A 19508-nucleotide genomic window follows, 5' to 3' on the forward strand; every position below is an offset into this window, starting at 1 on the left:
CAATCAAAAATCTAATAGATGGAGGTGAAGCGTTGAAACAAGTATTTATAGCTCTATCTCTTCTTTTGTTAATTGCATGTGGTCAGGCGGATACTATTGATAGCAATGGAGATGAAACGGCTCATGCTGAAAAAAAAGCCCCACTTTATCAAAATCAGTTATATCAGGTGGAAGCTATCAATGGTTGGACAATAGAAGAAGAGACAGTTACAGAAAAAGAACAAAATGTATCATTTATCAATGATAATACAAAAGTAATTATTACCACTACAAATAACGAACAATCAAATGATCAATTAAAAAGCAAATTCCTTTCCTCTTTTTCAAAAAATGCAACAATAGTAAAAGAAAAAGAGAATTATGTAAGGCTTGAAACCAATCGAAATGAAAATATTTTTGGTGATATCTATATTCATCAAGGATCTGATTTTAAAGTAGTATTGATATTTATGACCCCTGAACAAGATTATGATAAAGAAAAGATTCAATCATTTAACGAAAAAATAGAATTATTCTAATGGAGGAATGATGAAATGAAAATGAAAAAATGGTTAACACTCACAACACTTAGTTTCTTCTTTGTAGGCAGCACCGTTTACGCAAATGAGGATACAGAACAAACAAGCCTAGCACCTGAGGATGATTTTTATGATACTTCGATTTTAATTGAAGAAACTGAATTAGGATTCACAGAAGATCAAATAGAACGAGCTCGTTTGTTAGATGAGTTTGCAGATGATCGCTTAAGTGAATTCGAGGCATTAGTAGAAGCAGGCGATGTAGAAGAAGCGGAGAAATTGCTTGAAGAATATCAAGAATATTTAGATCGTTTGGAGAGTGAGTTAGAAGGAAATGAGGACAGCCAAGATGTGATAGAGGACGGCGAAGAATCCCAAGAGGAAGACGTAGAGGAAGTTGAAATGCCTGAAGAAGAAACAGGCGAAAACGATGAAAATGTCGAAGAAGATCAAGAAGAATCAACAGAAGATCAAGATGATAATGAACAAGTCGAAGAGGAATTCAGAGAAAATGCTAAGCAGCGAACGATTAAGCTACAAGCATTACTAGAGCGTGAAGATTTACCTGAGCAAGCAAAAGCCGGAATTGCTAAAGCGTTAGAAAATCAAAAACGAGCGGAAGAAAATTATCTGCGTGCTAAAGGTAAAGAAGAAGTAGAGGAAGAGGAACAAGAAGATAATAAAGAAAATGAGGAAGAACAAGTTGAACAAGTAAGCTTGCCAGAACAAGATACAGAAAATGCAACAGAAGAAAATGAAGAAACTGAGGAAACAGATGAAACAGATGAACCGACAGAAACTGATAAATCAACTGTGAAAGAAGAAAACAAAATACAAAAGGCACAGGAAAAAGCCGCGAAAGCTAAAGAGAAAGCAGAAGAAAAACGTAAAAAGGCAGAAGAAAAAGCTGAGAAAAAGATAGAAAAAGCGCAAGAAAAGCTTGAGAAAGCACAAGAGAAAGCAGACAAAAAAGCCGCTAAAGCGATTGAAAAAGAAGAGAAGAAAAAAGACAAAGCAAACGGAAAAGGAAATAATCAATAAAAGGGTCACCAAAGATAAAGTGAGACTTCAATCAGTGGAACTATGACAACCAGATAAAACAAGGTGGTTTTTTCGACGAATTTCGCTAAATATCTTTACCCTTTTTTACTTATCGCGTACATTAAATATAGCAATGCTTTATCCTTCAATATAATTATTTTTTTGAAAGGATAAAGCTTTCTTTTTTTAAGCGCTCATTAGAGAGTGGATAAGGGAGAGGGCATATGAATCCAGAAGACATCGACAAATCCATTGCAGAAGTTCAAAAAGGAAATGAAATTTTACGTGAACAACTTATTCGGTATTATCAGCCATATATATTGAGTGTGGTTGGCAAAGTGTGTAAACAATTTAAAACGTGGAAAGATGATGAAGCAAGTATTGGTTTAATAGCGTTTAATCGAGCAATTGATACATATAATCCTGCTAAACGACGAACTTTTCTCAATTATGTATATTTACTTATACATCGAGAATTGATAGATTTTTTTCGAAAAGAAAACAAGTATCACAACGTTATAGATAGTGGGGGAGAAGGATTCGAACCCGAGATAAAGGAATCCATTGACCAATATCTTCATCAACAAAAGGTTAGTAATATGGCTGAAGAAATTAGTGCATTCAATCAGGAACTGTCACTATTTTATATTCGATTTGCAGATTTAGAATCGTCTTGCCCTAAGCAAAAAAGATCAAGAAAAAAAGCGCAACAGATGGCAGAAGAATTTATAGAGCAATCTGATTTAATTGTGCAATTATTTCAAAAAAAGCATTTTCCGATGAAAGACTTTACCAGCAGGACGAACTATCGAATAAAAGCTGTCGAAAAATATAGAAAGTATTTAATTGCAGTCATTCTCATCTTATTACATCCAGAGTGGGAGAATTTACAAGCATATGTCAGTGGGGAAAGGAAGAGTGAAAAATGGTCTATCAAAAAATAAAAGGAACAGTGATGGAAATACAAGAGGATACGATTGTATTGTTTTGTGAAGATGGCACTTTTCGTAATGTCCCACGCGAAAAAAATGATTTTCCGGTGATTGGTGAGTATAAGGCATACCGAGTCAAAACTATTAATCGATCTATCTTCGCCAAAAGTAAAATAGTTGTTCCTGTTTTATCGTTCGTGGCACTACTCCTATTTTTACTTGGTAATTTCCCCTTTTCTCAACCTAGCAACCAACAGGCATATGTTCTAGCTGTCGATATTAATCCTAGTATGGAAATATCATTAGATCAGAACCTTCATGTATTAGATGTTCAAGGACTAAACGGAGAGGCCAAAGATATCATTGAACAGTTGAATGTTAACGATAAAAATATAGATTCTGTCATTTCTAATTTATTAAAAATATTGAAAAAAGAAAACTATCTTTCAGAAAACGACGCAACGATCATTAGTAGTACCCTAATTGAATTAAACTCTGAAGATAAACAGTCTGAGTCTCAATTAGTAACTGTTGAAAATGCATTCCGATTATCTTTAGCAGAAGAAAAAGTTACTGCGAAATTAGATTTACATGTAGAAAATCAACAATACTATGAAGAGGCTACTAAATCTGATCTTTCTGTTAATGTCTATCGCGCCTATCAAGACATCACTAAAAATGACATGGAAATTGATATAGAAGAGGTTAAAGGTAAATCTATTAAAGAAATACGGGAAATGGCGAAACTAAACAAACCAAAGAACAGCAATTCAAAAGATACGAATGAAGTACCGCCTCCAAAACCAAGAAACAGTGATAAGAGTAGTAAAAAAGAAAAAAAAAATACTGAAGCAAAGATAGAAAAAAATGTGAAGCAAAATGACAAAATAGCACCGTCTAATAATCAAAAGCAAAAGCAGAACAAAACATTGACGCCAAAGCCAGAAAACACGAATAAAAAACCTGCGGAAGAAAAAATGGATGAAAAGAAAGCTGCTGTGCAGGAGAATGCAAATTTGAAGGATAAATCCTCTAAACCAGAAACAAATAAAAAACAAGTGAATGAAAAAACACAATCACCTAAAAATGGTAAAATTGATGAAAATAATCGAAATAAAAACAACGGATCTAAGAAAGTTCAAAAGAACAATGAAAAATCGAAATCCATAAAATCAGATGAAAAAATACCTAAGAATAAAATGCCACAGAACAGCCAAAAACAGGAGTAATGAAAACTCCTGTTTTGCAGTAATAAGAGAGTACAAGTAAGACAAATTTATGCAATTTTTTTCTTTTTAATGATAAGGTAAATAATACTTCCTACTAGTAATAGAGCTAATCCTATTATTAGAAAGTTAAAAGCAAATGTTGCTGTTGCTGGTAGAAAAGAGTCATTATCCATTGATTGACTGTCAGTTGAAATCGTGAACGTAGAAGATTCTTCGTCAATATCATCTTGAGAAATAATTGTTATCGTTGCTTTAGTTGTTAGTCCTTGGAATTCATTTCCGGATTCTGGTGGGAAGGTCAATTGCATCTCAAGTATTTCCTCTTCATTTGCAGCTAAGGTAAGATCTTTGATAGTAGTAAAATTAGCTAATTTATCGTAATAAAGTTGATTACCCGCAGACTTTATTTCTAAAAAAAGCGCATCATAAAACATTTTTGAACCATCTTCATAAGCTATTTCAATATCATACGTAATGTCATTATTTCGTTTGTTTGAAATAATCAATTCTCGATCTGCCCAATCTCCAGGTTTAATATTTTCTAAATCAAATAATTGATTCGATTCTGAAATAGTACCAGATATATCGATAATATTTTGTTGACTACCCTGAACAGGGGAACCCATAAAAAGAAAGACGATCGATAAAAGAGTGAAGAATGTAAGTATCTGCTTCAATAAAACCACCTACCTTTTAATCAGCTATTAGCAACTATTAGCTTTAGTTTTCTTCGGTTATTTTTTTTGATTTTCGATCTAAGTCGATAATGATTTGCCATACAGTAACGATTCCGTATCCAACTAACATAAGTCCTGGGATAATCAACAATAACGCACTTCCAATTGGAGTTTGAATATAATCGACAGCGTAGCCTACAAGTGGAATTGTAAATCCTGTATAAACTGCCACAACGTTTTCCTGTTGTACTAATTCATTATCTGCAGCATTGTTATTGTCACCTTTTGTTTCATAAAGCGTGTGTTCACCGCTCTCCACAATATCGATAATTCTATGGGTGACAAGTACCTCATCTTCATTTACGAAAGTAATGACATCACCATTTTTTAAAGTGGTATTATCTGAGTATTCATCTACAGCTATTATCGATCCCGTTTGAAAAGTTGGTTCCATAGATCCTGACAAGACAACTTTTAACTGCTTACCAAAAAGTTCAGGTTCACCATCACCGAGTCGGGTCATAATTACTAATGTCGAGACTGTGATTAAAATAAGGAACAGCAGAGTTGTAATCGTACTACTGATCACTTTCCTTATTCTTTTCGATATCTGCTTCTTGTTGTTCTGTTCCTTCTGGGTTCGTGACTCCATCTTGTTCACCTTCTTTATCTGTTTGTTTCTTGTCTTTCTCAGTACTTTCTGATTCTGTGGTCTCTTCTTTAACTTGTTTATCTTCTTCTTTGATAGGTGCTTCTTTTGGTTTTTCATCGTTTTTCTCGTTTTGTTGTTCATCTTCTATTTCTACTTCTTCTTTTTCATTAACTGAAGGCTCTTTTTCTTCTTCTATGATTTCTTCTTTTTCAATGATTACCTCTTTTTCTTGAGGCTCAGATTGCTTATTATTTTCTTCCGATTCTATTTCTTCTGTTTCCATTTCTTCTTCCTCTTCTATACAAATAACAGTAATATGCTCACTCCAAATGGAATGTGGCTTTTCTTCATCATCCAGATACATTGGACGTTGATCTACTTTTAATTGATATATCCCTTCTGAATCGACCTCAACATCTAAGGTATAGGTCTCATTCTCGGAGATGATGGGTAAGGTACCTTCTTTTACTATTTCTCCTTCTAAAGGATCACCTTCAGCTGAATAATAGAGTTGATACGTTGTTGTGTCTAACATGGTAAAACCACCGTTCTCAAGGTGAAAAGAAATAAATAAAGTAGGGCAGGCGTTTGTATCTTGTTCAGGGTCTTGAATATAAGAAAGATCGCTACCATCCCACCATGTGCCTGCTTGGATTGTAAATGAATCTTCTGATTTATCAAAAAATTTAGATTCAGTTGCCAATACCACATAAGACAACATAGACATGAAAAGAAATAAAATAAGTATGATTAAAATTAAGTGTTTTCGAGAAAAAGGGAAATATGACATGAATTTCATAGACTATCCTCCTCGAGAGCTTTTAGTAACTATATGATATGCTCCTTTTTATACATAGACTTAAATGTTTATGTATAAAAAGGAGGGAGAGAGAAGTTATCCCTCTCCACATAATTTCTTTATCTAGCTTCTCCTTCTTCTTGTTTAGCTGTGAATTCCCAAGTCAATTCTAAAGAATCACCTTGGAAAATGTTTTGATCTTCACCATTATCAACGAATTCAATCATTACTGTTAAATGATCGTGATCTCCAGCTGGAATTCCATCCTTTTCATAGTCACCCCACCAACCATCTTCTAATTCAGTAGCTAAATCATCAAGAGACATGTTAGAAAGCTGAGCTAGTGTTTTTTCATAAACTACTTGGTAATCATCGTTATCCCACCAACCATCTTCCCATTCAGTGTGACCTTCATTTATAATAAATTTAACTTCAAAGTGGTCACCCAAGTCTTCTGTTCCATTATCCGAATTGATATCGTCTACAGAATAGGAAGTATCTAGTAATACTTGCTTAATATCTAGAGATCCATCATTCACCATTTTGAAGTCTCTCACCATATAATCACCTGGCTTTAAGTTTTTAACATTAAAAATTACTTCTGGACTTAAACTCAAATCTAAAGTCCCCGCTGCAAAAGTATTGTTTGATGTTTCAACATCGTTAAAATACGCATATGTACCTCCTCCTACAAGTGCTAAACCAAGAGCAGCGGACGCTAAACCTAAACCTAATTTTTTCTTCATTGACATAAATAATTCCTCCTTTATTTTGTTCTTTATAAAGAACTACAAACGAATTATACATCTAGATATTTTATAAATAAAGCTCTAAAAAAGGTGTAAATGGCTTATTTTGATCTTTTTAAAGAACATTTTCTTTGTTTTTCGATTGTTTACTTCTAATTACTATAATTTTTATGGAAAACGTTCTTCATGACGAACAATAAACAACAAAAGAAGACGCATTTCTGCAAATGCGTCTTCTTTAATGAGATGTTTTTGTCCATTAATGTCGCTTATTCAACCAAAGTACCCCAGATTTCGCTAAACGAGGCAATAGACCTGTAACAGGTTTACGATACATATTTCCGAATCCATCCGATTTACCAAGTGAACCTAACTGACCTTTTAATTTTATGTCTTTAGGTTTGCTTGGTTCTTTGCCTTTTAACACATCGGCTAAAACATCTCCAATTTGTTCACCCTGAACACCGGCAAGCTGAGCACTTGGTGAATAGGTAGAGGATGCGCAATCCCCAACGACATAAACATGTGGATGTGTAGGTACTTGATAAAAATCGTTTACTACAATTTTTTCCTGACGATCTTTTTCAAAAGGTAAGCTTCTTACTAAATAGTTTGGTCGTACCCCCGCTGTCCAGATAATTACATCGCTATCGATACCTTCACCATTATTATAAAAAATACCTTCTGCCACTAATTCAACATTCGAGTGATGTAGTATTTCTACATCATTTTTTCGAAACCAGTCTTCCACATACGACTGTACTTTGTCATCGAAAGCAGACAACACGGATGCACCACGATCTAGCAATCGAATATTTAAATCAGGTCGACTTTCTCTGATTTCAGAAGCTACTTCAATTCCACTAAGTCCAGCACCTACTACAGATACCTGACTATAGGCAGCTGAATTGTTGACTTTGAAGCTTGCCCGTCGTGCTTTCGTAATCGTTTGTACACTTTCTGTATATTCCATTGCCCCTTGGACACCATGGTAATTGTCTTCACAACCAAGTCCAATCAACAAATAATCGTATTCAACTGGAACATCATTGTCTCTAATCCGAATATGTTCATTTTCAGTGTCAATTTCGAGAATTTCACCGAATTCATATCTGATCTGTTCATGAATCGGGAAATCGATCCGGACTTCCTTATCCGCTTTTGTTCCCGCCGTAACTGCATAAAATTCGGTTTTTAACGAATGATATGGGTTTCGATCGATTACAGTTATTTGTACATCCTGTGGTATTTCGTTATCGATTAATTGATGTAAGGCGTTCATTCCACCATAGCCTCCACCGATTAAAACAACTTTTTTCATTATTGCAAATCCCCTGTCTATCATAAAATCATACACGCTATTATTAGTTTCCCTTTCTTATCTATAATTAGACTACCAAAATTAGTCCAAAAAAACTATTAAAAACTGCAAAAAAACCGTTGATGTCGAAGTGTTTAATTATTCAGAAAATTCAAGTGTAATATTTTGCCTATTATTAATAGAAATGTTATAAAAGTAGAAAGAGGTTTGTAAGCGTAAACATATTATGGAGGAGTTTTTACAGGTGGAATTAACTGAGATACAGCATGTAACAAGTAAAATAAAAGCGAATGTTAATCAAGTAGTCGTAGGGCAAGAAGATACGATTGACCTTTTGTTAGTGGCAATGATTTCTTCTGGTCATGTACTATTGGAAGATGTGCCGGGAACAGGGAAGACATTGATGGCCAAATCGTTAGCGAAGTCACTGTCAGGTAACTTTAAGCGGATTCAATTTACGCCAGATTTATTACCAACAGACATTACCGGTATACATTTTTACAGTCAACAAAAAGCTGAGTTCGAATTCAGACCTGGTCCGATCTTTACTAATATATTGCTGGCAGATGAAATTAATCGGGCCACACCAAGGACGCAATCAAGTTTATTAGAAAGTATGGAAGAACGACAGGTGACAATTGATGGGAATACCCATACGTTAGAAAGGCCGTTTTTAGTAATAGCGACACAAAATCCAATTGAAAGTCAAGGGACATTTCCATTGCCTGAGGCGCAATTAGACCGTTTTTTATTAAAAGTAAATATGGGTTATCCAACTCGCGAGGAAGGGTTAGAAATACTTAAACGCTTTAAAGCAGTTAACCCATTAGAAACATTACAATCGATTGTTTCTATAGAAGATATTATCGAGATGCAACAGGTGTATAGTGATGTAGAAGTTCGTGAGGATGTCTTGCAGTATTTAATCGATGTTGTCGAACAAACTAGAAAACACGAAAATGTTGCACTAGGTGTAAGTCCACGTGGGAGTCAAGCATTGCTAAAAGCGGTACAAGTCTATGCTTTATTGCAAGGACGTACCTATGTGATTCCGGATGATATTAAAAAAATGGCTAAGCCTGTATTAAGTCACAGAATCGTATTAGCACAAAGGATTGGGATCAAACAAGGAGAGGTAGAAGCTGTATTGACGGATGTCTTAGGACAAGTCACAGTGCCAACAGAAAAGGCTGGCATCAATGCATGAATATCGCATGGGTCATCGTAGTCTTACTTATGATTGTATTTTTGCAAGGTTTTCTTTATGGAAAAGTTGGCTTAAGAGGTATCACATATAAACGAGATTTTACCCAAACCACTGTTTTTGAAGGTGAAAAAATTGAGATGGTCGATGAAATAGCGAATAAAAAACTGTTACCTGTTCCTTGGATTCGTTTGGAATCTAAAATGAGTCCATATCTAATCACCCAATCTGAACGTGAACTACAGGTGAATGAGGGAGAGATGTTTCATCGCACTCTTTTTAGTTTATTACCTTATCAAAAAATCACACGTCGTCATCATTTGATCGGAACTAAAAGAGGGTATTATCCGTTGAACACGGTGTCGGTCACTACCGGTGATGGGGTTGGTTTTGGTGAGGTATTTGACTCCTTTGAAGCAAGTACCGCTGTGACGGTTTATCCAACAATTGTTTCGCTTGATGATATTCCGCTTCCATCTCATAGCTGGTTAGGTGATATTATTGTCAAACGCTGGATTGTCGAAGATCCGTTTTTGCAAGCAGGTATCCGTGAATATCAGCAAGGCGATCCATTGAATTCGATTAACTGGAAAGCAACTGCTAGAACACAAGACTTACAAATTAATAAGAAAGATTTTACCGCAGATCACCATTTAATGATTTATGTTAATTTCGATACAAATGAAGACATTCGCATGCCAATTGAACAACCAGAGGTAATTGAAAAAGGGTTATCCTATGCGGCATCACTTGCTAACTATACCATTGATCAGGGAATTTCCACTGGTTTTGGCTGTAATGGCTATTATGTTGAACCATTTACGAACACGACCGAACGAATTAAATCTTCTGTTCGGATAGAACCATCCAATAGTGGTCAACAAATTTCTTATATTTTGGATGCGATAGCCAAGGTTAAAATGGATCGCAGCCGTAACTTTAGAGCCTTTTTGCAAGAGGATGTCGAGAACGGTTTAACCAAAACAGACATTATCATTTTTAGCCTTAATCGAACCGAAAAAATGGAAAGACAAATAGCGCAATTAGAGAGTTACGGTAATGCTGTCGAAGTTGTTTTATTAAATGACGGTAAAAAAGGTGGTGAGGCACATGCCAGTTAACATGAAACATCACCTTTCTGCGCTTTGGCACGGTATCGTTGAATTTATCGGATTTTTCCCTGTTGTTTTGTTAGTGGCGGTCCTTTTCTTTGATACACCTGACAGGTACTTCTGGTATATAGCTTTACTGCTATTGTTTGGGGTCTGTTATTTTGTTCGTACTTTGATAAAAAAACGCTGGACAGTATTCATTATTGCGATTCTTTTGACTATATTCGTAAATGTTTTAGTGATGACAGTCATTTGGTCACTGATTCCAGGGATTTTAATAGGACTTGTTGCGTCTTTCAGAGGAATTCAGCATGCAGAAAATGAATGGGAGGATATATTACCAAGTAGGATTTTTTGGGCAGTTAGTATGCCAATTTATTTTGTGGGATATATTTTGTTTATTAACCTTGATTCCTTAGAAGGCTATCAATCACAAATTAGTTATGTTGGTTTCTTGTTTATTATTATCATGCTGTTTATTACCAATAGGGAGCATTTGCAAAAAGAATCTTTAGCAAAAGATAAAAAGAAAAAGATCGGAAGAGGAATCACAAGATTAAATCGAATTTATTTAGTACTAACGCTCTTATTGGTCTTTGCGATCACTAATTTTCAAGTTGTTCAAGCAGCGGTTTACAACGGTATACGATCGATTATCCAGTCTGTCATGTGGTTCGCATCTTTATTTGGTAGCGACTCTGAGCCGATACAAGAAGAGCAACAAACAAATGAAATGCCAGCTCTACCTCAAGATCAGTCAGAACCTTCAAGATTTTCAGAATGGATCGACCAGATTATGATTATTTTTGGTATTGTGATGGCGATCTGTTTAATATTGTTATTTATCGCTTTATTATTTAAAAAATTCCGAAATATGATGAAGCGGGCGATACTTTCGCTCTGGGCTATTATCAAGAAAGTAACCGGCAAAAAAGATCTTGCTGAAACAACAGATTACGATGATGAGAAAGAGAACTTGTTTGATTGGAAAAAATGGCGTAAAGAAAATCAAGAAAAAATCGGAAAAGCTTTTCGAAATGTAACAAAACGTAAACCAAAATTTGAAAACATGTCAAAAGAAGAGAAAGTACGCTTTTTGTATCGCCAGGTTGCTCGTGATCTAAAAAAACAAGAAAAGTGGCGAGCGTCACTCACAGCTCACGAAGTTATAGCATTGAATGAACAAGATCAATTACTAAAAAGACTAGAAAATTGGTATGACGATATACGGTATGGCGATAAAAACTTAAGTGAGGAAGATGAGCAGCCATTATACGAGATATGGAGAAAAATAAATGAACGAAAATAACTGTCTGTTTTAGGCAGTTATTTTTAATATGGTACTTTTGTTCTATTCAACATATGACTTAATTGTCCGATAATAGAAATAATAATGAATTTAAAGGACGTGACATTATGAGAATAAGTGGTTTTGCCAGTGGTATGGATATCGACCAGATGGTCAACGACTTAATGAAAGCAGAGAGCATGCCTCTTCAACGAATGGAGCAAGAGAAACAGACATTAGAATGGAAGCGCGATGATTATCGTGCGATGAACACACTTTTATTAGATTTTCGTTCAAAGTTGACTGATATGCGTATGACGACAAGTTATCGATCACGCGAAACTTCTTCGACAAATGAGAATTTAGTAAGTGCAACTGCTAGTAGTGCAGCAAGTCAATCGTCTTTTGAATTGTCAGAGGTAAAACAACTTGCTAAATCTGCTTCTTGGGTGAACGAAGCAAAAGTTTCAAGTGACGTCAATGATCCAATAAATGCAAGTGAAACTTTACTAAGTCAACAAGATAAGTTAGCAGGCTTTTCGTTTACTACTGGTGCAATTTATGAAGAATCTATTACAGCAAGTGCTGATGATGAGCCGATTAATTTAGATCATGCTGTTAATCTGGGAGGTGAAGATGCATTATCTGTTCAAGTGGATGGAAAAAACTATAAAGTGGTTACAGATAGTGCAGACCTTACAGAAGATACTGTTCTATTAAACGGATCGGGATTAGAATTCGCTAGTGGTGTTATACAGGAAGGTTCTGAGGTAAGTGTTCAATATGCTATATCAGGAGAAACTAACGAAGAGACAAAGACGTTAGCTGATGGAGCGCGTAATTTACAACTTGATGGGCGTTCTTTAGAAGGTTTTGAATTGCAATTAAATGGTAATACTTACACAATGAGTGCTGACCCAAATGAAGATGGATTATATGATCTAGTTAACAGCGCGGATCCGAACGACAAAATTGGATTGATGAGTAAAGATCTAGGTCGAATCGCTTTTGATGAAGGAGTTATTGATGGCGAGACAGAGTTAACTGCTACGTATTCACAAAATTATACATCATTTGGTGTTGGTTCGGAAACTTCTGAGGGTGCTAAATACCAAGATTTTATTATTCGTGGTAATGAGTCTCTAAATCAAGTGGTTAGTAAGGTAAACAGTGCCGACTTGGGAGTTTCGATGATGTATGATTCTTATTCTGATCGTGTGTCACTAAGAAGAACGGAAACAGGAGATTATGGCACAGGAAATGATATGAGTTTGAGTGGATCGTTTATGACGGATGCATTAAATTTTGCTGCAAATCCAGATCCAGTAACAAATACCAATTATTCTGAAGGTCAGAATGCAACATTTACGATAAATGGTTTAGAGACAGAGCGACACACCAATAATTTTCAAATTGATGGTGTCACCTTTAATTTAAAACAAAAATTTGATGTAGCAGATGGTCCTGTTTCAATCGGTGTCACAAACGATTCCGATGCTGTTTTTGAAAACATTAAAGAGTTTGTTGAAACTTACAATACGCTAATAGGTGAAATAAATGGAAAAGTAAACGAAGAATATTATCGTGACTACAGTCCGTTAACCGATGATCAGCGAGAATCTTTAACTGAAACACAACAAGAAGATTGGGAAGAGATGGCAAAGAGTGGTTTGTTAAGAAGAGACTCCATTTTGCAAAGTGCCTTGTCAACAATGAGAACAGATTTTTACTCACCTGTAAATAATGGAGATTCTCAAGGATCCTTTAATCAATTAGCACAGATAGGTATCACCACTACTCGAAATTATATGGATGGTGGAAAATTAGAAATTGATGAAGCAAAGTTACGAGAAGCAATCGAATCTGATCCATCTGGTGTAGAGAATTTATTCCGTGGTGATGGTGAAGAGTTTGGCGAAAAAGGGATCGCTCGTCGCTTAACAGATTCTGTAAACAACACTATGGATCGTATCTATGAACGGGCAGGACGTGCAACAGCAACAAATCAACAGTTTACAATTGGTCGTAATCTAGAAGATGTAGAAGATCAAATTCAACAATTCCAAGATCGTTTAACTCAAATTGAGGATCGTTACTGGCGTCAATTTACCGCGATGGAAAAAGCGATGCAACAAGCAAATCAGCAAGCTTCGTATATGATGCAACAATTTGGTGGTATGGGAATGCAATAATATAGCAACCTTTTGAAAGGGGGCTCTAATATGGATGTAGCTGCAATGTCAGTAATTATGAATCAGGCACAAGTAAAGCAACAAGCGAGTGTTTCCCTGATGGACAAAGCGCTAGACCAAGCTGAAACGCAATCTAGTGACATGATTAAAATGATGGAAACATCAATGCAACCACACCTAGGTGGAAATATTGATCTAAAAGGATAAACATGTAAAGGAATCTGGATTTTCTAGATTCCTTTTGTGTATATAGGAGGTTTATTACGTAAAAAACTAAACCTTTTGCCTACATAATCCGATAATAAAATAAACAACCAAATAAGGAGATGAAATTTGTCATGGAAGTTGGTAAAATGATCACTGGATCTCCACTCATGCAAACTGAACCGACAATTGAGCAATCCACATCCGCACGAGAGCGATCCAATAACCATGAACAAGAAAAAGTAAAATTATTAAACGGCCAAGAGGAATTAACAAAGGATCAAGCAGCAAGCATGGTCGATGGACTTAACTCGTTTTTAGAACCATCTAACACGAGTATTCGTTATGAGTTACACGATAAACTAGATCGTTATTATGTAACAGTAGTTGATCAGGAAACCGATGAGATCGTAAAAGAGATTCCACCAAAAAAATTATTAGATGTCTATGCATCTATGGCAGAGTTAATGGGATTCATAGTAGATGAAAAAATTTAAGTAAGAAATTAGAGGAGCGTCCGATATATGGCTTACCAGCAATATCAAGCATACCAAAACAACTCAGTAAACACGGCATCACCAGGTGAATTAACTTTAATGTTATACAATGGTTGCTTAAAATTCATCAAGCAAGCCAAAAAAGCAATAGAAAACGAGGAACATGAAACTAAAAACGTAATGATTCAAAAAACTCAAAATATTATTCGAGAATTGATGGTAACGTTAGATCAAGAGGCACCAATTACTAAAGAAATTATTCCGCTTTATGATTTCGCTTACCATGCGTTAACACAAGCGAATATAAAAAATGACGTTGATCAGCTAGAACAAGCGAGAGAAATTATTCAGGATTTTCGTGATACCTGGAAAGAAGTGATCAAGCAAGAGCGAATTCGTCAACATGGACAAGGTGTAAAAGCCTAATGGAATCCATAAACCAATATATTGAAAAGACAGAGAAAATGCTGAAACTTCTAGAAAAACCATTAAAAAATGAGCAACGAGAAAAAGCGATCGAAACGATTAATCAATTGATTGAAGAAAGGGAAATGATCACAAAACAAATTAAAGGTCCCTTTAACGATACACAACAAGAGCTTGGTAAAAAGGCGATTTTACTGGATCAGCAACTATCCGAATCGTTGGAAAAAGTGTATCAACATCTCAGGAAAGATATGCGAAATGCAAAAAAACAACCTCGATCTAATAATTCCTATTTAAATCCATATAAAAACGTCGCAAGTTATGACGGCAGATTTCTTGATTCGAAGAAATAACCGGACCACTGTATCGAACAGTGGTCTTTACTTTCGTACCAAAGACAAGCAAAGTCATTATTGCGGTGTATCCTACATCATCCGCTTGTCTATTTCCCATGAATACCCTAACATTGTCAACTTATTGAGTATAAGCAGGATTAAGCGACATAACTTTAATGGTAATTATGACATTTTAGAACTGCGTAACAACCGCTCCGGCTTGTCGGCTTCCCTTTCCGCGGGTTTTTCTCCTCAGCTAACTTTTTAAGCAAAGTGCGCTTAAAAAGTGGATCTTCGGATAAAAACTTCCCGCAGGAGTGAAAGCCGACGCCTGCGCTTTTTAATGCTCTACAACTAAAGCAAGAAGAATCATGTTGGCCTATTCACTATTTCTCATCAATTTATCATTAGATTACTTATCAATGTTATCAATATAAGCTGATTTATTGTCTAAGTGTAACCATCCAAAATATTAGCATTTGCAATAGTTGTAGAGTCCCACTAGCGTAGGCGGCCACTTCCACTCCTATGGGATTCTTTTTCCTGAAGATCCACTTTTCCATGCGGTTTTTGCTTGGAAAAGTTAGCTGAAGGAAAAAGCCCATGGAAAGGGAAGTGGGCAAGCCGAAGCGGTTTTTACGCACACAACTCATTTCATAATTACCAACTAGAGTTATGTCGCATTATTCTGCTTATGTTCATTAAAAACTCCCATGTAAAGATTTTGTTAAAAATTTATCATATATATTGACTTATTACTCGTTTAAAGAGTCTTAAATGTGGTATTATTAATATATAGCTTATTAAAGCTTTATAGTTTGAAAGGAGGACACTTTTTATGAAATACAACATCCGTGGAGAAAATGTAGAAGTGACCAGTGCTATTAAGGAGTATGTCGAGAGGAAAATCGGCAAACTGGAAAGATATTTTGATACTCCTCCTGCTTCTGATGTAAATGTAAATATAAGTGTCTATAATGACGAGCAACAAATCGAGGTTACAATTCCGATGACAAACTTGTTATTGAGAGCAGAAGAACAACACATTGATTTGTATGCAGCGATCGATCTTGTTGTTGACAAACTAGAAAGGCAAATTCGTAAGCATAAAACAAAAGTAAATCGTAAATTCCGCCAACAAGGTGCACCAAAGCATGTTTTTGCGGAACTTGAAAATGAAGCATTAAAAGCTCGTGAACAAGAAGAATTTGAAGATGATGAAGATTTAGAAATTGTCAGAACCAAACGATTCGACTTAAAACCAATGGATTCAGAAGAAGCAGTATTGCAAATGGATATGTTGGGACATGCTTTCTTCGTTTTTGAGAATTCCATTACAGGTAACACCAATGTTGTATATAGACGCCGTGATGGCAGATATGGCTTGATTGAACCAAGCTAAACCATACTTAATTAAAAAGCGATCCATTGTGGATCGCTTTTTTACGTTTCTCGCACTGGTCGAATTGTATATTTTCATATAAGTATACAAATTGATTGATTCATATCAGAGAAAAGAGCTAAAAAGCAAGAATCTCTTAATGAAAAAACAATTTCCACTGTGTACTTACTATATGAAAATCAGAAAATAGTAATTTGGTGCGAATTACATACTATGTTATAACTAAATTAGCTCCTTTCGAAATGGTGTAAATCATTTCGCCTCTTACCTTAGTGAAGCAGTCTGACTTTTGACTGCTTCTTCTTTCACTTAGCCGATTGTTGTAATTTTTATAAAGCTAGTGTTATGATAAGTATGGAAATTATTTAATATTTCGTGTATCGATTTTAAGATAAAGAGGAGCGGCTAGAATGCGTGGATTATTAAAGAAAGTATTCGGTGATGGTAACCAACGACAATTAAAAAACTTAGAGAAAATAGCAGATGAGATAGAAGCGTTAGAGCCTTCGATACAACTACTGTCAGATCATGAACTCGCTAATAAAACAGAGTCATTTAAAGAAAGATATCAACAAGGTGAATCATTAGATGATTTACTAGCAGAAGCATATGCTGTTGTTCGTGAAGCAGCAAATCGTGTATTAGGGATGCGTCCATTTTATGTACAGTTATTAGGTGCAATTGCGATGCACAAAGGCGATATTGCTGAGATGAAAACAGGTGAAGGTAAGACACTAGCTTCCACTATGCCAGCTTATTTAAATGCGATCACTGGAAAAGGGGTCCACATTATCACGGTCAACGATTATTTAGCAGATCGTGATGCACGTGAAATGGGAGAGCTATATCAATTTTTAGGTTTAACAGTAGGATTTAACCAAAATGGTATGTCAAAAGAAGATAAAAGAGAAGCATATCTAGCAGACATTACATATGGTACTAATAATGAATATGGTTTTGATTATTTAAGGGATAATATGGTCCTGTACAAAGAACAGATGGTTCAACGTCCTTTGCATTTTGCAATTATTGATGAGGTTGATTCGATCTTAATTGATGAAGCACGTACACCGCTAATTATATCAGGAACTGCTCAAAAATCAGCAAACCTGTATCAACAGGCAAATGCATTTGTGCGCACATTACAAAATGAAGAGGATTATACCTATGACGAAAAATCGAAAGGTGTTCAGCTTACAGAAGAAGGTATTAATAAAGCAGAACGATTCTTTTCTATCGAGAACCTTTTTGATTTAAACCATGTGACATTAACTCATCATATTAATCAAGCATTAAAAGCACATGTTGCCATGCAACGTGATACCGACTATGTAGTCGAAGAAGATCAAGTTGTGATTGTCGATCAATTTACAGGACGTTTAATGAAAGGTCGTCGTTATAGTGACGGTCTGCACCAAGCAATCGAAGCAAAAGAAGGGCTTCAGATCCAAAATGAAAGTATGACACTTGCGTCGATTACCTTCCAAAACTACTTCCGTATGTATGAGAAATTGGCAGGTATGACAGGTACAGCGAAAACTGAAGAAGAGGAATTTCGTAACATTTACGCGATGGATGTTGTTGCGATACCTACGAATCAGCCAATCATCCGTGAAGATAAAGCCGATTTAATTTATAAGTCAATGGATGGTAAGTTTAAAGCTGTTGTCGAAGAGATTAAGGGTCGATATGAAAAAGGTCAACCAGTATTAGTAGGGACAGTTGCCGTTGAAACGTCAGAATTAATTTCGAAGCTATTATCTCGTGCTGGTGTAAAACATAATGTATTAAATGCGAAGAATCACTATCGTGAAGCAGAAATCATCGAGAATGCTGGTCAACCAAAAGCAGTAACTATTGCGACAAATATGGCTGGTCGTGGTACCGATATTAAATTGGGTACAGGAGTTACAGAAGTAGGTGGACTTGCGGTTATTGGTACAGAACGACATGAATCACGCCGAATTGATAACCAATTGCGTGGTCGTTCTGGTCGTCAGGGGGATCCTGGTGTAACACAATTCTACCTTTCAATGGAAGATGAATTAATGCGTCGTTTCGGTTCTGATAATATGAAAAATATGATGGAACGACTAGGTATGGATGACACTCAGCCAATCGAGAGTAAGATGGTCTCTAGAGCCGTAGAATCTGCACAGAAGCGTGTCGAAGGAAATAACTTTGATGCACGTAAAACGATTCTGTCGTATGATGATGTCTTACGTCAACAACGTGAGATCATTTACAAACAACGTTTTGATGTAATTGATTCTGAGAACTTACGAGAAATTATTGAACAAATGATTCAGACTACAGTGGAAAGTGCTGTTGATACTTACATGGCTGATGAAGTTCCAGAAAACTGGAATATTTCAGGGTTAACCGAGTATCTTCACGGCACATTAATTGAATCAGATTGGATCACAGAGGATGACCTTAAAGATAAGGAAAAAGATGAAGTGATCGATTTAATTATTAGTAAAGTAAAAGAAAAATATAATCAAAAAGAAGAAGAGTTAACACCAGAAAAGATGCGCGAATTTGAGAAAGTTATTCTTCTTCGTACGGTTGATACCAAATGGATGGACCATATCGATCAAATGGATCAACTTCGTCAAGGTATTCATTTACGTGCATATGGCCAAAATGATCCTTTACGGGAATACCAAATGGAAGGTTTCGCCATGTTTGAACAAATGGTGGCAGCCATTAACGAAGAAGTATCAAAATATGTCATGAAAGCTCAAATTCGTGAAAACTTAAAACGTGAAGCAGTTGTAAAAGATACACAAGCAGTCTCTGGCAATCAGGAAAAGAAAAAAGTAAAAAAACCATTTGTAAAAGCACAAACGGTTGGCAGAAATGATCCATGTCCATGTGGCAGCGGTAAGAAGTATAAAAATTGTCATGGACGTTAAGATTAAATGAGG

General features: G+C 35.7%; 18 protein-coding genes and 1 pseudogene. 14 read left to right on the forward strand and 5 right to left on the reverse strand.

Going from position 1 to position 19508, the window contains the following annotated elements; translation table 11 throughout:
- Nucleotides 1-32 precede the first annotated feature (32 nt).
- The 4 genes from BN3107_RS06020 (at nt 33) to BN3107_RS06035 (ending at nt 3720) form a co-directional block, all read left to right on the forward strand.
- Nucleotides 33-518: a hypothetical protein gene (locus BN3107_RS06020; RefSeq protein WP_058306717.1), complete on the forward strand. Its 486-nt coding sequence runs from the start codon at nt 33-35 to the stop codon at nt 516-518.
- Between the two features lie 15 nt (nt 519-533).
- Entirely contained in the window at nt 534-1559 is a 1026-nt protein-coding gene (locus BN3107_RS19795) for a DUF5667 domain-containing protein (protein WP_058306718.1), read from the forward strand.
- A 224-nt stretch (nt 1560-1783) separates the two neighbouring features.
- Complete coding sequence (locus BN3107_RS06030) at nt 1784-2503, forward strand: sigma factor (protein ID WP_058306719.1); 720 nt, start codon at nt 1784-1786, stop codon at nt 2501-2503.
- Nucleotides 2485-3720, forward strand: a complete 1236-nt coding sequence (locus BN3107_RS06035) for an anti-sigma-I factor RsgI family protein (protein ID WP_058306720.1) — start codon at nt 2485-2487, stop codon at nt 3718-3720. The genes BN3107_RS06030 and BN3107_RS06035 overlap by 19 nt, the downstream gene beginning before the upstream one ends.
- A gap of 47 nt (nt 3721-3767) precedes the next feature.
- On the opposite strand, the gene BN3107_RS06040 is transcribed toward BN3107_RS06035, so the two are convergent.
- The 5 genes from BN3107_RS06040 to BN3107_RS06060 form a co-directional block, all read right to left on the reverse strand.
- Nucleotides 3768-4397 (reverse strand): LPXTG cell wall anchor domain-containing protein, encoded by a 630-nt coding sequence (locus tag BN3107_RS06040; protein WP_058306721.1) that lies wholly within the window; start codon nt 4395-4397, stop codon nt 3768-3770.
- Nucleotides 4398-4440: 43 nt separating this feature from the next.
- Nucleotides 4441-4986, reverse strand: coding sequence for a signal peptidase I SipW (gene sipW / locus BN3107_RS06045; protein ID WP_316245020.1), 546 nt, complete (start codon nt 4984-4986; stop codon nt 4441-4443).
- Complete coding sequence (tapA, locus tag BN3107_RS06050) at nt 4976-5848, reverse strand: amyloid fiber anchoring/assembly protein TapA (RefSeq protein WP_058306723.1); 873 nt, start codon at nt 5846-5848, stop codon at nt 4976-4978. Before tapA ends, sipW begins: the two co-directional genes overlap by 11 nt.
- 119 nt (nt 5849-5967) lie before the next feature.
- Complete coding sequence (locus BN3107_RS06055) at nt 5968-6600, reverse strand: TasA family protein (protein ID WP_058306724.1); 633 nt, start codon at nt 6598-6600, stop codon at nt 5968-5970.
- 256 nt (nt 6601-6856) lie between these two features.
- The gene (locus BN3107_RS06060) at nt 6857-7918 is read right to left on the reverse strand and encodes an NAD(P)/FAD-dependent oxidoreductase (protein WP_058306725.1); all 1062 of its coding nucleotides are present in this window, start codon (nt 7916-7918) and stop codon (nt 6857-6859) included.
- Between the two features lie 214 nt (nt 7919-8132).
- On the opposite strand from BN3107_RS06060, the pseudogene BN3107_RS06065 reads away from it, so the two are divergent.
- The 10 genes and pseudogenes from BN3107_RS06065 to secA all read left to right on the forward strand — a co-directional run.
- Nucleotides 8133-9125, forward strand: a pseudogene (locus BN3107_RS06065) (AAA family ATPase); the annotation flags it as partial.
- Nucleotides 9122-10243, forward strand: coding sequence for a DUF58 domain-containing protein (locus BN3107_RS06070; RefSeq protein WP_058306727.1), 1122 nt, complete (start codon nt 9122-9124; stop codon nt 10241-10243). The pseudogene BN3107_RS06065 and the gene BN3107_RS06070, both read left to right, overlap by 4 nt.
- The gene (locus BN3107_RS06075; RefSeq protein WP_058306728.1) at nt 10233-11543 is read left to right on the forward strand and encodes a DUF4129 domain-containing protein; all 1311 of its coding nucleotides are present in this window, start codon (nt 10233-10235) and stop codon (nt 11541-11543) included. Before BN3107_RS06070 ends, BN3107_RS06075 begins: the two co-directional genes overlap by 11 nt.
- A gap of 107 nt (nt 11544-11650) precedes the next feature.
- Nucleotides 11651-13714, forward strand: a complete 2064-nt coding sequence (gene fliD / locus BN3107_RS06080) for a flagellar filament capping protein FliD (protein ID WP_058306729.1) — start codon at nt 11651-11653, stop codon at nt 13712-13714.
- Nucleotides 13715-13744: 30 nt separating this feature from the next.
- Nucleotides 13745-13921 (forward strand): YjfB family protein, encoded by a 177-nt coding sequence (locus BN3107_RS19340; RefSeq protein ID WP_077065054.1) that lies wholly within the window; start codon nt 13745-13747, stop codon nt 13919-13921.
- A gap of 131 nt (nt 13922-14052) precedes the next feature.
- Nucleotides 14053-14415, forward strand: coding sequence for a flagellar protein FlaG (flaG, locus tag BN3107_RS06085; RefSeq protein ID WP_058306730.1), 363 nt, complete (start codon nt 14053-14055; stop codon nt 14413-14415).
- Nucleotides 14416-14442: 27 nt separating this feature from the next.
- Complete coding sequence (gene fliS, locus BN3107_RS06090; protein ID WP_058306731.1) at nt 14443-14841, forward strand: flagellar export chaperone FliS; 399 nt, start codon at nt 14443-14445, stop codon at nt 14839-14841.
- The gene (locus BN3107_RS06095; RefSeq protein WP_058306732.1) at nt 14841-15194 is read left to right on the forward strand and encodes a hypothetical protein; all 354 of its coding nucleotides are present in this window, start codon (nt 14841-14843) and stop codon (nt 15192-15194) included. Before fliS ends, BN3107_RS06095 begins: the two co-directional genes overlap by 1 nt.
- Nucleotides 15195-16014: 820 nt before the next feature.
- Nucleotides 16015-16578, forward strand: a complete 564-nt coding sequence (gene hpf / locus BN3107_RS06100) for a ribosome hibernation-promoting factor, HPF/YfiA family (RefSeq protein ID WP_058306733.1) — start codon at nt 16015-16017, stop codon at nt 16576-16578.
- Nucleotides 16579-16988: 410 nt separating this feature from the next.
- Nucleotides 16989-19496 carry a preprotein translocase subunit SecA gene (gene secA / locus BN3107_RS06105; RefSeq protein WP_058306734.1) on the forward strand — a complete coding sequence of 836 codons (2508 nt, stop codon included), beginning with the start codon at nt 16989-16991 and terminating at the stop codon, nt 19494-19496.
- Nucleotides 19497-19508 lie beyond the last annotated feature (12 nt).

This window comes from Gracilibacillus massiliensis (assembly GCF_001458115.1).
GTDB lineage: Bacteria > Bacillota > Bacilli > Bacillales > Amphibacillaceae > Gracilibacillus > Gracilibacillus massiliensis.